Below are 13,424 nucleotides of genomic sequence, written 5' to 3'. Positions count from 1 at the left end.
ATGCCGAAAGGGCTCATGCTGCGCCCCGGGAAGCATCACATGGCCCTTTTTCGCTTGCCATCCAGTGGACCCGCCGCCCTCGCCCCGCGCGGCAACGGGCTGCTGTTGCGTGCGCCGCAGATGTCCGACTTCCTGCAATGGGCGCATCTGCGCGAGGGAAGCAGGGACTACCTGACGCCCTGGGAGCCGATCTGGCCGTCCGATGATCTCACTCGCTCGGGCTTCCGCCGGCGCCTGCGCCGCTATGCCGAGGACATCGCCGCGGACCGCTCCTATCCGTTCCTGATCTTCCGGGAACTCGACAGCGCCATGGTCGGCGGCATTACGCTTGCCAATGTCCGCCGTGGCATCGTCCAGGCCGGCACGATCGGCTACTGGGTCGGGCAGCCCTACGCCCATCGCGGCTATATGACCGCGGCGCTGCGGGTGCTGCTGCCGACCCTGTTCGGCGAGCTCAATCTGCACCGGGTGGAGGCCGCCTGCATCCCCACCAATGCGCCGTCGATCCGGGTGCTGGAGAAGTGCGGCTTCTCCCGCGAGGGGCTGGCGCGCCGCTATCTCTGCATCAACGGGGTCTGGCAGGACCATCTGTTGTTCGGCTTGCTGCACGAGGATTTCCGCGGCTAAGCAGGCCGAAAGTTACCGTGTCGTGTGCCTTGGGTTCGCCGATTTTGGCGATATAACGCGCAGCAGGCCGGCGATCTGCCGGGACATTGTCATGGAGTATGGTCCCTTGAAGGTGAGAGAGCTTCGGTCCTCGCAGACCGCGCTGCGGCGAGGTCCGGTGATGGCGCTGGCGTTGTCGATTGTGTTCGCGGCGGCCTCGCCGGCTACGGCGCAGTCGCTGACTGACCGGTTCAAGAGCCTCTTCGGCGGATCCTCGGACGAGCAGGCGCCCCAGACCACGACGCCGGCACCCGGCCAGCCGGCCGACGCCCAGACCGAGGTCGATTGCCCGCCGGTCACGGTGCGTTCGGGCGCGTCCACCTATGCCGTGGCCGTTCCCGGCAAGCAGGCGGTCGGCAACGACGTGCGCTACCAGGCCTCGATCACCAAGATGGCGCGCGAATGCGTCCGCAACGGCAGCGAGATCACCGCGCGGATCGGCATCCAGGGCCGTATCGTCGCCGGCCCCGCCGGTGCGCCGTCGTCTGTGGAGATTCCGCTGCGCGTCGCGGTGGTGCAGGGCGGTGTCGGCGAAAAGGTGATCGGGTCGAAGGCCTATCGCACCACGGTGGCGATGTCCGAGGACGGCAGCGTGCCCTTCACCTTCGTCGCCGAGGACATGGTCTATTCGATGCCGTCTGCCGCGACCGCCGATTCCTACATCTTCTACGTCGGCTTCGACCCGCAGGCGTTGTCGGGATCGTCGAAGGCGCCGGCGAAGAAGAAGAAATAAGCGGGTAGCTGGGGCCATCAATTCGGCTGTCATGCCCCGGCTTGACCGGGGCATCCGGTACGCCGCGGCTTCTCCGTATTCGTCACCGCCTCTGGAATACTGGATCGCCCGCCCCAGTGCGCAATTGCGCACAAGGCGGGCGATGACGACGAGAATCTGGAAAGCGTGCGAGCCCAACAACAGCCAACAAAAAAAAGCCGGCGCTCATCGCGCCGGCTTTTCGATTTGTGAGGAAGCTCGCCTCAGTTCAGCTTCTGCCGGACCTCGGTGATGCCCTTGGCGAGGAGGTCGTCCGCGACCTTGCCCTTGACCGACTGCGACAGGATCGTAGAGGCGGCCTGGACGGCGGCCTCTGCGGCTGCGGCGCGGACGTCGGCGAGCGCCTGGGCCTCGGCGAGCGCGATCTTGCTCTCCGCGGTCTTGGTTCTGCGGGCGACGAAATCCTCCATCTTCGCCTTGGCTTCGGCCGCGATGCGTTCGGCTTCGGCCTTTGCGTTGGCGATGATGTCCTGGGCCTCACGCTCGGCGGAGGCGCTGCGGGCCTTGTAGTCGGCGAGCACCTTGGCCGCCTCCTGCTTGAGGCGCAGGGCGTCGTCGAGCTCGGCCTTGATGCGCTCGGCGCGGTGGTCGAGCGTGGTCAGCACGGTCTTGTGAATGCCGAGATAGCCAAACACGACCATCAGGATTACAAAGGCGACGGCGACCCAAAATTCAGGTTCGAAGAACATCTCGACTAACCTTTCAGGGACGCATCGACCGCGGCGTTGACCGACGCAGCGTCGGGAACGACGCCGGTCAGCCGCTGCACGATCGTGCCGGCCGCATCGGCCGCGATGCCGCGGACGTTGCCCATGGCGGTGGCGCGGGTCGAGGCGATGGTCTTCTCCGCCTCGGCGAGCTTTTTCGCCAATTGCTCTTCCAGCGTCTTGCGTTCGGCTTCCGCCTGCGCATTCGACTTTTCGCGGGTCTCGTTGCTGATCGCCTGGGCGCGCGAACGCGCCGAAGCGAGCTCGCCTTCATAGGCCTTCAGCGCCGCGTCGGACTGGTCCTTCAGCTTCTGCGCCTCGGCCAGATCACCGTCGATCTTGTTCTGACGCGCCTCGATCGCGCCGCCGACGCGCGGCAGCGCAATGCGCGACACGATCAGATAGAGCGCGACGAAGAAGATCGCGAGCGACACCAATTGCGATGGAAAGGTGCTGCTGTCGAACGGCGGAAAGCCTCCGCCGTGGTGACCGCCCTCGGCCTCGGTGTGAGCATTGGCCTCCGGGCCTTTTGCCCCGCCATGACTCTCAGCCATGGAGATCTCCTGTTGCTGTCATGCGCGCCGCCCGTAGGTCGGGCGGCGCGAACACGTCCTCAGAGCGGAACGAACAGCAGAAGCAGCGCGATCAGCAGCGAGAAGATGCCGAGCGCTTCGGTCACGGCGAAGCCGAAGATCAGGTTGCCGAACTGGCCCTGGGCGGCCGACGGATTGCGCACTGCGGCTGCGAGGTAGTTGCCGAAGAGGACGCCAACGCCGACGCCCGCACCGCCCATGCCGATGCACGCGATGCCCGCGCCGATAAGTTTTGCTGCTGCCGGATCCATTTTTGACTCCTTGGAAGAAAGATTGGGTTGTGGGTGGATATTCCCCGGACCGCTCAGTGTCCGGGATGAAGGGCGTCGTTGAGGTAGATGCAGGTCAGGATCGCGAACACGTAGGCCTGGAGGAACGCGACCAGAAGTTCGAGCGCGGTGAGCGCGACGGTAAGGGCGAGCGGCATCACGCCGCCGATCCAGCCGACGGCGCCGAGCGAGACGCCGAGCATGGCGACGAAGCCCGCGAACACCTTCAGCGCGATGTGGCCGGCCAGCATGTTGGCGAACAGACGCACGCTGTGCGAGACCGGCCGCAGTAAGAACGACAGGATCTCGATGAACATCACCAGCGGCAGGATGTAGCCGGGAACGCCGTGCGGCACGAAAATACTAAAGAATTTCAGGCCGTTCTTGTAGACGCCGTAGATCAGGACGGTGAAGAAGACCAGGAGCGCGAGCGTCGCGGTAATGATCAGCTGGCTCGCGACCGTGAAGGTGTAGGGGATGATGCCGATCAGGTTCGAGACGGCGATGAACATGAACAGCGAGAAGATCAGCGGGAAGAACTTCATGCCTTCCGCGCCGGCGTTGCTGCGGATCATGGTCGCGACGAATTCGTAGGAGATTTCGGCAACCGACTGCAGGCGGCCGGGAACGAGCTGGGTGCCGCTGGCGAGCATCAGGAGCGAGATCACCGCCACCGCCACCAGCATGTAGAGCGACGAATTGGTGAAGGCGATCGCGTGATTGCCGATATGGCCGATCGTGAAGAGAGGCTCGATATTGAACTGATGGATCGGGTCGATTGTCATCCGCGCGGCATCTCTCGGTCTGCCGGGCAAGCCGGCTGGTCTCGGTCAGCCGGCCGGGCCGGCCCGTACCGGCGAGGCCGGCACGATCAATTCCTCTGGCCTGAGGGGCTACGAACCACTGCGCCTGTTTTGACCCGCGCCCGCCGATCTCACCACGTTCACCACACCAGCCACGAAGCCGAGCAGCGTGAACACGATAAATCCGAAAGGCGACGTCGACAGCAAGCGGTCGAAACCCCAGCCAATCCCCGCTCCGACAATGACCCCGGCGATCAACTCGGAGGATAGCCGGAAACCAAGCGCCATCGCCGAGGCTCTGGCCGCTCTGTCTCCACCTTCACCTTCGGGTTGCTCGGTCTTGATCCTGCGGTCGCGAAATTCGGACAACCGCTGATTAAGACTTCCGAGCCTTGCGGAAAGCGCAGCTTCCTCAGGCGATTTATCGCCATTTCCATTCTCGCCGTGCCCCGTGCCTGTAGTCATGCAACGAAGACCCGAAACGCCGCGGTTGAATGGAAATTACGCCCGCCACCCTCGAAAGCCGCGCGGACCATACTGACCGCACATAATCAAGTCAAGCCAAGCCACGATTGCGTCGTTTTCGTTTATCTATTTGATATTACTTGCGATAACGCCGCGTTCCCCAGCGCTACACACAGCGTGACGCCGCACCGCAGCAGCTCGCGCCGCAATCAGCGGGCCTTGCCCGGATTTGGCCGCTGTGCGGATACCGAACGAGGTACGGAAATCAGTCATCCCGCCGGCGCGTTTTTCGCGTGCGGGGTGTAGGATTGCGGACAGGTCAGATCATTTCCGACGGAGCAGCGCCATGAGGTCGGCGACGTCATCCAGGACATCGTGGTTTTCGGCGGCCGTCATCGCCGTGGCTGTCGCGGCGGGTGGCGGTCTCGTTTTCGCGCAGGCGGCGCCCGACAGCGAGAACGGCCGCTACACGATGACGCCGACCCCGGACGGCGTGTTGCGGCTCGATACGCGCACGGGGGTCGTGTCCACCTGCTCGAACAACGGGGCGGGCTGGGCCTGCTACGCCGTACCCGACGAGCGCTCCGCGCTCGATGCCGAGATCGGCCGCCTGCAGGCCGAGCTCGAGAAGCTGAAGGCGCAGGTGGCCGCCGGGCCGACCGTCTCCGGCAAGGTCGAGGAGGCGCTGCCGAAATCTGACTCGCTGAAGAAGGCCGAGCCGAAAGCTGCGGAGAACAATCGCAAGATCGAGGTCCCGTTGCCGAGCGATCAGGACGTCGACCGCGTGGTGTCATTCCTGGAGCGTGCCTGGCGACGATTGATCGAGATGGCCAACCGCGTGCAGAAGGACGTGTCGGGGAAGATTTGAGGACCCGCTGGCGCGCCGATGCGTTGAGCCTTCGAAGGGTGGGCAAAGGCGCGTCAGCGCCGTGCCCACAGTCTTTTCACGATTGCTATAGAAGAGGTGGGCACGCTTCGCTTTGCCCGCCCTACTATGGCGTTCGATAGAGCGAGACCTTTCATGACATCGACCACGCGCTCCGCGCCATCGACCGTGCAGTCCGCGACGATCAGCACATCGTTGCTGACGGTGCACACTTCAGGCCGCGGTTTTATCGATCTCACCGCGGAAGCCGAGAAATTCGTGCGCGACGTTCATGCGCGCGAGGGCGCGCTGACGCTGTTCATCCGTCATACCTCGGCATCGCTGACGATCCAGGAGAACGCCGATCCCTCCGTGCTCGTCGATCTCACGACGGCGCTGTCGCGGCTCGCGCCGGAGAATTCCGGGTGGGTGCATGACCTCGAAGGGCCGGACGATATGCCGGCGCATATCAAGACCATGCTAACGGGGACATCGCTCCAGGTGCCGGTCCTGAAGGGCGAACTGGCACTCGGCACCTGGCAGGGGATCTATCTGGTCGAGCATCGCAAGGCGCCGCACCGCCGCGAGGTCGTGCTGCAATTCATCGGCCAGACCGGCATGGGCTGACAAAACAAAACCGGCCGCGGGATGCCGCGGCCGGTTTGCTATTGGCTTGCGCCGCCGGCGGCAGGCGCCGGCAGCTTGCGCGATCAGGTCGCCTTGATGTCGACGTCCTTGGTCTCAGGCAGGAACAGGAAGCCGACCACGGCGGTGATCACTGCGAACACGATCGGATACCAGAGGCCGGCATAGATGTCGCCGGTCGAGGCCACGATCGCGAACGCGGTCGCCGGCAACAGACCGCCGAACCAGCCGTTGCCGATGTGGTAGGGCAGCGACATCGAGGTGTACCGGATTTTGGTCGGGAACAGCTCGACCAGCATCGCCGCGATCGGCCCGTACACCATTGTGACGAAGATCACCAGGATGAACAGCAGGCCGATGATCGCGGCCACCTGCGGACGGAAGATGTCGAACGGATGCGCCATCTTAACGATGCCGGGGTCACCCGCCTTGGGATAACCGGCTGCCTGCACCGCCGCGAGGACGGCCGGGTTGCTGTCCTTGGCGTTGGCGTAGGGCACTTCCTTGCCGTTGACGACGACCTTGACGCCGGAGCCGGCCGTGCCCGGCATCGTCACGTATTTGACCGACGACTGGGACAGGAAGGCGCGCGCGGTGTCGCAAGGTGCGGTGAAGACGCGGGTGCCGACCGGGTTGAACAGGTCGCCGCAGCCCGCGGGATCTGCCCACACCTCGACCTTGCCCGATTCGATCGCCTTTTCCAGCGCCGGGTTGGCGTTGGTGGTGATCATCTTGAAGATCGGGAAGAAGGTCAGCGCCGCGATCAGGCAGCCGCCGAGGATGATCGGCTTGCGGCCGATCTTGTCGGACAGTGCGCCGAACACGACGAAGAAGCCGGTGCCCAGCAAGAGCGACCAGGCGATCAGCAGGTTCGCGGTGTAGCCGTCGACCTTCAGGATCGATTGCAGGAAGAACAGCGCATAGAACTGGCCGGTGTACCAGACCACGCCCTGACCCATGGTGCCGCCGAGCAGGGCGAGCAGCACGAGCTTGCCGTTCTGCCAGTTGGCGAAGGCTTCCGTCAGCGGCGCCTTGGAGCTCTTTCCTTCTTCCTTCATCTTCTGGAAGATCGGCGATTCATTGAGGCGGAGCCGGATCCAGACCGAGACACCAAGCAAGAGCACGGAGACCAGGAACGGAATGCGCCAGCCCCACTTGGCGAAGTCGGCTTCGCCGGTCGCGGTGCGGGTGAACAGGATCACCAGCAGCGACAGGAACAGACCGAGCGTCGCGGTGGTCTGGATGAAGGAGGTATAGTAGCCGCGTTTGCCGTTCGGCGCGTGTTCGGCAACGTAGGTCGCCGCCCCGCCATACTCGCCGCCGAGGGCGAGACCCTGGGCGAGGCGCAGCGCGATCAGGATCACGGGAGCTGCGAACCCGATCGTCGCGGCGTTCGGCAGCAGGCCGACGATGAAGGTCGACAGACCCATGATCAGGATGGTGACGAGGAAGGTGTATTTGCGGCCGACGATGTCGCCGATGCGGCCGAACACGATGGCGCCGAACGGGCGCACCAGGAAGCCTGCCGCGAAGGCCAGCAGCGCGAAGATGTCACGGGTCGCCGGCGGATAATCCGAGAAGAATTGCAGGCCGATGATGCCGGCGAGCGAACCGTAGAGGTAAAAATCGTACCACTCGAAGACGGTGCCGAGCGAAGAGGCGAGAATGACGAACCGTTCGTCCTTCGTCATCCCTCCCGCACGAGCCTGGGACACAGTCATTGTCGACATGTTGAGTTCGCTCCCCGAAAATCGTTTCCTCGCTCCCAGGTGTCCGGACGCGGCCGAACAGCCTCTGGGCTTGCCCCAAAGGTAACATCGCCGTGAAACCCGCCCCAATACGACTTTCGGCCTTTCGCACTGACGCGTGCCTGACGGCTGCTGGCATGCAATGCCGCGGGAGGTAGAAGATCGGGATTAACCCCTTTGCGGCAAAGGGATAATGTGTGCTTGCATGCCACGGCCGCTCGGGGAAGAATTGACCCGCCGGTGCCTCGGCTAATTGGCCCGACCACAACGACAGCAAGAGATCGATGAACGCTCCCGCAACCCGCCTCGTCATCGCCGATGATCATCCCCTGTTCCGCGATGCGCTGCGCCAGGCCGTGGCCGGCGTTCTGACCTCGGCGAGGGTCGACGAGGCTGGATCGTTCGAAGACCTGACCAAGCTCCTGGAACAGGATTCCGACGTCGACCTGGTCCTGCTCGACCTGTCGATGCCGGGAATTTCGGGCTTTTCCGGCCTGATCTATCTGCGTGCGCAATACCCGGCGATCCCGGTGGTCATCGTCTCGGCGTCCGACGACAGCGCCACGATCCGCCGCTCGCTCGACTTCGGCGCTTCCGGTTTCATTCCCAAGCGGTTCGGCGTCGAGACCCTGCGTGACGCCATCCTGAAGGTGATGGACGGCGACGTCTGGGTGCCGCCGGACACCGACCTCAACTCCGCCGCCGATCCCGACATGATGCGTCTGCGCGATCGCCTGGTGACGCTGACGCCGCAGCAGGTGCGGGTGCTGATGATGCTGTCGGAAGGTCTCCTCAACAAGCAGATCGCCTATGAGCTCGGCGTCTCCGAGGCGACCATCAAGGCCCACGTCTCCGCCATCCTGCAAAAGCTCGGCGTCGAAAGCCGCACCCAGGCCGTGATCGCCGCCGCCAAGATCGCCGGCGGCCAGTGGAAGCAGGGCACGCCGACGGAGTAGTCGGATGCCGGCCGGATTGATGCGTCTCTCAGGCTTGCTCGTCGGCGTTCCGCAGCAAGGACTGCAACTCCACGCGCTGGATCTTGCCGGCCGCGCCACGGGGAATTGCCGCGACGGAGAACAGACGGACCTTGCCCGCAATGCCGCGCTGGCGAAGGATGTCTTCAATCCGGTCGGCGCGCGCGTCCTTGCAATCGACCGTTGCGACCCAGATTTCCGGACCGCCGCCGGCACCGGCTGATTCGACCATGAGAGCCGCAGCGTCGGCGGCGTCCCACTCCAGTCGCACCAGATGCTCGATCTCGTAGACCGGCGAGACCTCGCGCGCCGCGGCCGAGGCAAAGTCGGCCGGTCGTATGTCCGAGGTCCGGCCGACCACGAAGACCTCTTCCGCAGCTGTGACCCAGCCAACGTCGCCGTGATCGGTCCAGGAGTCTTCGCCGCGGTCCGGATTGGGTTTGACGCGGGCCTTGACGATGCCCATTTCGCCGGGGGCACATTGGCTGCCGTCTTCCTTGAAACCGGCCATCTCGAACCCGGGCAGCACATGGCCGATCAGTCCGGGGTTTTGCAGCACCTTGCTGGCCGGCGCTTCAGCCAGCACGCCAAGCTCCGAGGTGCCGTAGCGGCAGGCGATGTTCTTGCACAGATAGACGGCCGCGCCTTCCAGCAAGGCGCGTGTGGGAATGCCGCCGGCGACCACGGTCGTGCGCAGGCTTCGCACGAGCGCACCGGTTTTTCGGGCCACGCGAACCAGCGAGACCAGTTGCTCGGTCGCGGTATAGAGCATGTCGATGCCGAACAGCTCGATCATCCGGATCGCCTGGTAGGGCGATGCTGCGAAGCACAGCGTCTTGCGGCGCGAAGCGCCTGTCCAAGCCATAAGGCAACGGGTTCCACACCGATAGTGCCCAATTTCTGAATAGGCTGTGCCCGTCGCGCCTCATTGTCTGGGCCTATGGCGACACGGATAGGCATGTGCCGCCCGATCGCACGGCCGACATGAACGAGGGTTCACATGGATGGTGGAGGGTTACTCCGCAGCCACCATCTGCTGCGTGCGCCATTGGCCAAGCAAAGCGCGCAGTGAAGCCGGCTTCACCGGCTTGTTCAGCACCGCGATCTGCTCCTCGCGCGCCGCGAGCTGCACGGCCGGGCTGCGGTCGGCGGTGATCAGGATGGCGGGGATGTTGTCGCCGAAGCGGCGGCGGATGTCGCGGATGGCGGCGATGCCGTTGCCGCGGTCGAGATGATAGTCGACGAGCAGGCCCGTCACGTTGCGGCCGGCCGCCTCGATCGCGCTGATCGCGCCCTCGGGATCGGCGACCGCGATGACCTCGGCATCCCAGGCCTTCAGCAGCGTGCGCATGCCGTCGAGGATCGCCGCGTCGTTCTCGATGCACACGATCAGCGCGCCGGCAATCGGTGTGCGTGCGAGCGGCGTGGCGCTGGTCACGGCCGCGGTATGGGTCGCAGCCTTCGCGGTCGGCACCGTCACCGAGAACATCGAGCCGCCGCTCGCATTGGCATCGATGGCGATGCCGTGCTTGAGCACTCGCGCCAGGCGCTCGACGATCGACAGGCCCAGCCCCAGGCCGCGTGCGATCCGCGCGCCCTGTTCGAGGCGGTGGAATTCCTTGAAGATCTCGCTGCGCTTCACGGCGGGGATGCCGACGCCGGTATCGTAGACGCAGACTTTCAGCGATTGTCCATGGCGGCGGCAACCGACCAGGACGCGCCCGCGCGGCGTATATTTTATCGCGTTGGAAATCAGGTTCTGGAGCAGGCGCCGCAGCAGCAGCCGGTCCGATTTGACCGCCAGCGAGCAGGGCATGAAGGTCAGCCGCAAACCCTTGGCGCGTGCAATCGGCGCGAATTCGATCTCCAGCGACCGCATCAGGTCGCCGATCTTGAAGCTCGAGATCGAGGTCGTCATGGCACCCGCATCCAGCCGCGAGATGTCGAGCAGCGCGCCCAGAATCTCCTCGATCGCCTGGAGCGACTCGTCGATGTTCTCGACCAGCCGCGTCTCCTCGCCGCCATGCTGACGCTCGACCAGGCTCGTCGCGTAGAGCCGCGCGGCGTTCAGCGGCTGGAGAATGTCGTGGCTCGCCGCTGCGAGGAAGCGCGTCTTGGATATGTTGGCGTCTTCGGCGTTGCTCTTCGCCTGCGCCAGCTCCGAGTTCAGTCGGGTCAGCTCCTCGGTGCGGTCGCGCACCCGCTTTTCCAGCGTGGCATTGGCGCGCTCCAGTGCCTCCGCCGCCTCGAAGGTGGGCGTGACGTCGGTGAAGGTAATGACGAAGCCGCCGCCGGGCATGCGATTGGTCAGGACCTCGATGACCATGTGGCGATCGGGCAGGCGCTCCAGATACGGCGCGCTGTCGGTCGTATAGGCGATGAGCCGCCGCGCCAGCATCGCCTCGTGGTCGTCGACTTCCGCCGGATTGCCGGCACCCATGAATTCCAGGATCTCCCGCAGCGGCGTGCCGAACTGGATGAAATGCGGCGGCACGCTCAGCAACTCGCCGAACTGCCGGTTCGAGCAGATCAGCTGCAGGTCCTCGTCGAACACGGCGATGCCCTGGCGCACATGGTTGAGCGCGGTCTGGAGGATCTCGCGGTTGAAATGCAGCGCCGCATGGGAATCGTCGAGGAGTTTGAGCGCGGCTTTTGCCGATACGGTCCGCTTGCGCAGCAGGAGCGACATCACGAGGCGTGAGGAGGCCGCCCCGATCGAGGAAGCGATCATGTGCTCGGCATGCTGCAGCAGCTCGAAATCGGCCGGCGCCCCGGCTTCGAGCCGCACATTGCGCCGTGCTGCAAAGGCTTCGAAGGAATGCCGCGCGCGGTCGGGCCCGAGATATTGCGCGACGGTGCTCTGGATGTCCTGCACGGTGACGGTGGTGCGCCAGCGGCGGAAATTCGGTGCGATCGGCGCGAGCGTGTTGGGGACGAACAGGTCGCCCTGCACGAGCTCGATCGAGCTCGGCTGGCGCGCCAGCGAGAGCAGTACGTAGGTGAGGACGTTGAGCGACAGCGACCAGGCGACGCCATGCAGCAGCGGCGGCAGGTCGGCGCCGAACAGCGCCTGCGGCCGCAACGCTTCGATGCCGAACGGACCGTGCTGGAGGAGCAGGATGCCTGACGTCGAGGAGTCGAGGAAGCTCGGCAGGAACAGCGTGTAGAGCCACACCGCGAAGCCGACCAGCATGCCGCCGATGGCGCCGCGCGCGGTCGCGCGCCGCCACAACAGGCCGCCGAAGAAGCTCGGCGCAAGCTGGGCGATGGCGGCGAAGGACAGCAGACCAATCGCCGCGAGCTGGGTGTTGCCGAGCGCGCGATAATAGAAATAGGCCATCACCATGATGGCGAAGATCGCGAGCCGCCGTGAGCGCAGCAGGAAGTTGATGAAATCCGTGGCGCCGGCGCGGCCCTCGGGCCGGCGCTTCAGCACCAGCGGCACCACCAGGTCGTTGGAGACCATGATGGAGAGCGCGACGCATTCCACGATCACCATCGCGGTCGCCGCCGACAATCCGCCGACGAAGATGGCGACGCTGAGCAGGTCGTTGCCGCCCTCCATCGGCAGCGCCAGCACGTACATGTCGGGGTCGATCGCGCCGAACGGGAAGGTCACGAGGCCGGCGAGCGCGATCGGGATCACGAACACGTTGATGGCGACGAGATAGAGCGGGAACAGCCAGCGTGCGCGGCCGACCTCGGCATCGGACGAATTCTCGACCACGCTGACGTGGAACTGGCGCGGCAGCAGCATGACCGCGCAGAACGACAGCAGCGTCATGGTGAGGAAGTTGCCGATCGAGGGCGAATAGTTGATGGCGCGCACCGCCTCCGGCGTCTTCATCGCGCGCTCGATCAGTTCCTGCGGCGAGAACATCCAGAAGGTGACGAAGGCGCCGGCGGCGAGGAAGGCGACCAGCTTGACGATGGATTCGGTCGCGACCGCGAGCATCAATCCGTGCTGATGCTCGGTGGCGTCGGTCTGACGCGTGCCGAACAGCACGGCGAAGGCCGCCATCGTCAGCGTCACCATCAGCGCCATGTCGCCGAGGATCGGGATGTGGGAGAAGGCCTGGTCCTCGCTCAAGATGGTTTCGAGCGAGGAGGCGACGGCCTTCAGTTGCAGGGCGATATAGGGCACCGAGCCGATGATCGCGATCAGAGCGACCGTTGCCGCCACCGCCTGGCTCTTGCCGTAGCGCGCACCGATGAAGTCGGCGATCGAGGTGATGTTCTGCGCCTTGGCGAGCTGGATCACGCGGCGCAGGATGCCGGTGCCGATCCCGATCATCAGGACCGGGCCGACATAGATCGCGAGGAAGTCGGTCGAGGTGCGGGTGGCGAAGCCGACCGAGCCGAAGAAGGTCCACGAGGTGCAATAGATCGCGAGCGAAAGCGGGTAGATCAGGCCGGAGGCACGGCCGGCTTTAGCCTGGGAGCGGCGGTCGCCATGACTCGCCACCAGGAACAGAAAGCCGATATAGCCGAAAGCGGCTGCGATCACGCCCCAGTCATGCAGCATTGCTGGGGAACCTCTCCCTTGCGTCGCGGCGGGGGCCGCGTCCGATCTCATTTTCCGAAGAAAATCTAGCGCTTAAGCCTGCCGCAAGCGACAGCCATTTTTCCGGTTGCCGCAGGAACCATCATCGTCGTTAAGCCGCGCGGTGTGGCCTGACCGCACGGTGGTCTCAGGCCTTCCGAGAGAGTCCCCGTGTGGCACCCCCCTCCCCTGACCCTCCCCCGCAAGGGGGGAGGGAACGGGGCGAGCATCGCCCGCTGCAACAGGCACGAGACAAGCTCCGTGTCCGTATGTGCGCTCAATCGACGTGAGGGTAAGCACCTGTCTCGCTCCCTCCCCCCTTGCGGGGGAGGGCTGGGGAGGGGGGGTAGCCCCGGGGACGGTGGCAGTTGAAG

Annotated in this window: 13 protein-coding genes; 5 read left to right on the top strand and 8 right to left on the bottom strand. The window is 65.0% G+C overall.

Going from position 1 to position 13,424, the window contains the following annotated elements; all coding sequences use genetic code 11:
* The first annotated feature begins 39 nt into the window (after positions 1–39).
* Together NLN62_RS14670 and NLN62_RS14665 are read left to right on the top strand one after the other, a co-directional pair.
* Positions 40–627 carry a GNAT family N-acetyltransferase gene (locus NLN62_RS14670; protein WP_027521429.1) on the top strand — a complete coding sequence of 196 codons (588 nt, stop codon included), beginning with the start codon at positions 40–42 and terminating at the stop codon, positions 625–627.
* 91 nt (positions 628–718) lie between these two features.
* Entirely contained in the window at positions 719–1,399 is a 681-nt protein-coding gene (locus NLN62_RS14665) for a hypothetical protein (RefSeq protein WP_035661294.1), read from the top strand.
* A 242-nt stretch (positions 1,400–1,641) separates the two neighbouring features.
* Here the strand turns inward: NLN62_RS14665 and NLN62_RS14660 are convergent, their stop codons facing one another.
* The 5 genes from NLN62_RS14660 to NLN62_RS14640 form a co-directional block, all read right to left on the bottom strand.
* Positions 1,642–2,127 (bottom strand): ATP F0F1 synthase subunit B, encoded by a 486-nt coding sequence (locus tag NLN62_RS14660; protein WP_027521427.1) that lies wholly within the window; start codon positions 2,125–2,127, stop codon positions 1,642–1,644.
* Positions 2,128–2,132: 5 nt separating this feature from the next.
* On the bottom strand, positions 2,133–2,699 hold the full coding sequence (locus tag NLN62_RS14655) for a F0F1 ATP synthase subunit B (RefSeq protein ID WP_254109241.1): 567 nt from the start codon (positions 2,697–2,699) through the stop codon (positions 2,133–2,135).
* Between the two features lie 59 nt (positions 2,700–2,758).
* The gene (locus NLN62_RS14650; RefSeq protein ID WP_027521425.1) at positions 2,759–2,989 is read right to left on the bottom strand and encodes a F0F1 ATP synthase subunit C; all 231 of its coding nucleotides are present in this window, start codon (positions 2,987–2,989) and stop codon (positions 2,759–2,761) included.
* A gap of 53 nt (positions 2,990–3,042) precedes the next feature.
* Positions 3,043–3,792 (bottom strand): F0F1 ATP synthase subunit A, encoded by a 750-nt coding sequence (locus tag NLN62_RS14645; RefSeq protein ID WP_027521424.1) that lies wholly within the window; start codon positions 3,790–3,792, stop codon positions 3,043–3,045.
* Between the two features lie 108 nt (positions 3,793–3,900).
* Positions 3,901–4,275, bottom strand: a complete 375-nt coding sequence (locus NLN62_RS14640; RefSeq protein ID WP_027521423.1) for an AtpZ/AtpI family protein — start codon at positions 4,273–4,275, stop codon at positions 3,901–3,903.
* 346 nt (positions 4,276–4,621) lie between these two features.
* On the opposite strand from NLN62_RS14640, the gene NLN62_RS14635 reads away from it, so the two are divergent.
* Both NLN62_RS14635 and NLN62_RS14630 read left to right on the top strand, forming a co-directional pair.
* Positions 4,622–5,143 carry a hypothetical protein gene (locus tag NLN62_RS14635; protein WP_027521422.1) on the top strand — a complete coding sequence of 174 codons (522 nt, stop codon included), beginning with the start codon at positions 4,622–4,624 and terminating at the stop codon, positions 5,141–5,143.
* Positions 5,144–5,296: 153 nt separating this feature from the next.
* Positions 5,297–5,767: a secondary thiamine-phosphate synthase enzyme YjbQ gene (locus NLN62_RS14630; RefSeq protein ID WP_027521421.1), complete on the top strand. Its 471-nt coding sequence runs from the start codon at positions 5,297–5,299 to the stop codon at positions 5,765–5,767.
* An 83-nt stretch (positions 5,768–5,850) separates the two neighbouring features.
* On the opposite strand, the gene NLN62_RS14625 is transcribed toward NLN62_RS14630, so the two are convergent.
* Positions 5,851–7,476, bottom strand: a complete 1,626-nt coding sequence (locus NLN62_RS14625; RefSeq protein ID WP_254113497.1) for an MFS transporter — start codon at positions 7,474–7,476, stop codon at positions 5,851–5,853.
* A 341-nt stretch (positions 7,477–7,817) separates the two neighbouring features.
* Here NLN62_RS14625 and NLN62_RS14620 point away from each other — a divergent pair, with 341 nt between their 5' ends.
* The gene (locus NLN62_RS14620; protein ID WP_027521419.1) at positions 7,818–8,489 is read left to right on the top strand and encodes a response regulator transcription factor; all 672 of its coding nucleotides are present in this window, start codon (positions 7,818–7,820) and stop codon (positions 8,487–8,489) included.
* Between the two features lie 28 nt (positions 8,490–8,517).
* On the opposite strand, the gene NLN62_RS14615 is transcribed toward NLN62_RS14620, so the two are convergent.
* Together NLN62_RS14615 and NLN62_RS14610 are read right to left on the bottom strand one after the other, a co-directional pair.
* A complete protein-coding gene (locus NLN62_RS14615; protein WP_254109240.1) occupies positions 8,518–9,372 on the bottom strand; it encodes a class I adenylate-forming enzyme family protein in 855 nt (284 codons plus the stop codon).
* Between the two features lie 150 nt (positions 9,373–9,522).
* On the bottom strand, positions 9,523–13,032 hold the full coding sequence (locus NLN62_RS14610) for a PAS domain-containing hybrid sensor histidine kinase/response regulator (RefSeq protein WP_027521418.1): 3,510 nt from the start codon (positions 13,030–13,032) through the stop codon (positions 9,523–9,525).
* Positions 13,033–13,424: the final 392 nt, after the last annotated feature.

Source organism: Bradyrhizobium sp. CCGUVB23 (assembly GCF_024199885.1).
Taxonomy (GTDB): Bacteria; Pseudomonadota; Alphaproteobacteria; order Rhizobiales; family Xanthobacteraceae; genus Bradyrhizobium.
The sequence above is the reverse complement of the archived record's forward strand: the minus strand, read 5'-3'. Positions and strand labels throughout refer to the sequence as shown.

Excerpts from the sequence above, each read along its gene's own strand:
- NLN62_RS14670 (WP_027521429.1), top strand. The coding sequence starts at position 40 with ATGGCCCTTTTTCGCTTGCCATCCAGTGGACCCGCCGCCCTCGCCCCG.
- NLN62_RS14665 (WP_035661294.1), top strand. The coding sequence starts at position 719 with ATGGAGTATGGTCCCTTGAAGGTGAGAGAGCTTCGGTCCTCGCAGACC.
- NLN62_RS14660 (WP_027521427.1), bottom strand. The coding sequence starts at position 2,127 with ATGTTCTTCGAACCTGAATTTTGGGTCGCCGTCGCCTTTGTAATCCTG.
- NLN62_RS14655 (WP_254109241.1), bottom strand. The coding sequence starts at position 2,699 with ATGGCTGAGAGTCATGGCGGGGCAAAAGGCCCGGAGGCCAATGCTCAC.
- NLN62_RS14650 (WP_027521425.1), bottom strand. The coding sequence starts at position 2,989 with ATGGATCCGGCAGCAGCAAAACTTATCGGCGCGGGCATCGCGTGCATC.
- NLN62_RS14645 (WP_027521424.1), bottom strand. The coding sequence starts at position 3,792 with ATGACAATCGACCCGATCCATCAGTTCAATATCGAGCCTCTCTTCACG.
- NLN62_RS14640 (WP_027521423.1), bottom strand. The coding sequence starts at position 4,275 with ATGACTACAGGCACGGGGCACGGCGAGAATGGAAATGGCGATAAATCG.
- NLN62_RS14635 (WP_027521422.1), top strand. The coding sequence starts at position 4,622 with ATGAGGTCGGCGACGTCATCCAGGACATCGTGGTTTTCGGCGGCCGTC.
- NLN62_RS14630 (WP_027521421.1), top strand. The coding sequence starts at position 5,297 with ATGACATCGACCACGCGCTCCGCGCCATCGACCGTGCAGTCCGCGACG.
- NLN62_RS14625 (WP_254113497.1), bottom strand. The coding sequence starts at position 7,476 with ATGACGAAGGACGAACGGTTCGTCATTCTCGCCTCTTCGCTCGGCACC.
- NLN62_RS14620 (WP_027521419.1), top strand. The coding sequence starts at position 7,818 with ATGAACGCTCCCGCAACCCGCCTCGTCATCGCCGATGATCATCCCCTG.
- NLN62_RS14615 (WP_254109240.1), bottom strand. The coding sequence starts at position 9,372 with ATGGCTTGGACAGGCGCTTCGCGCCGCAAGACGCTGTGCTTCGCAGCA.
- NLN62_RS14610 (WP_027521418.1), bottom strand. The coding sequence starts at position 13,032 with ATGCTGCATGACTGGGGCGTGATCGCAGCCGCTTTCGGCTATATCGGC.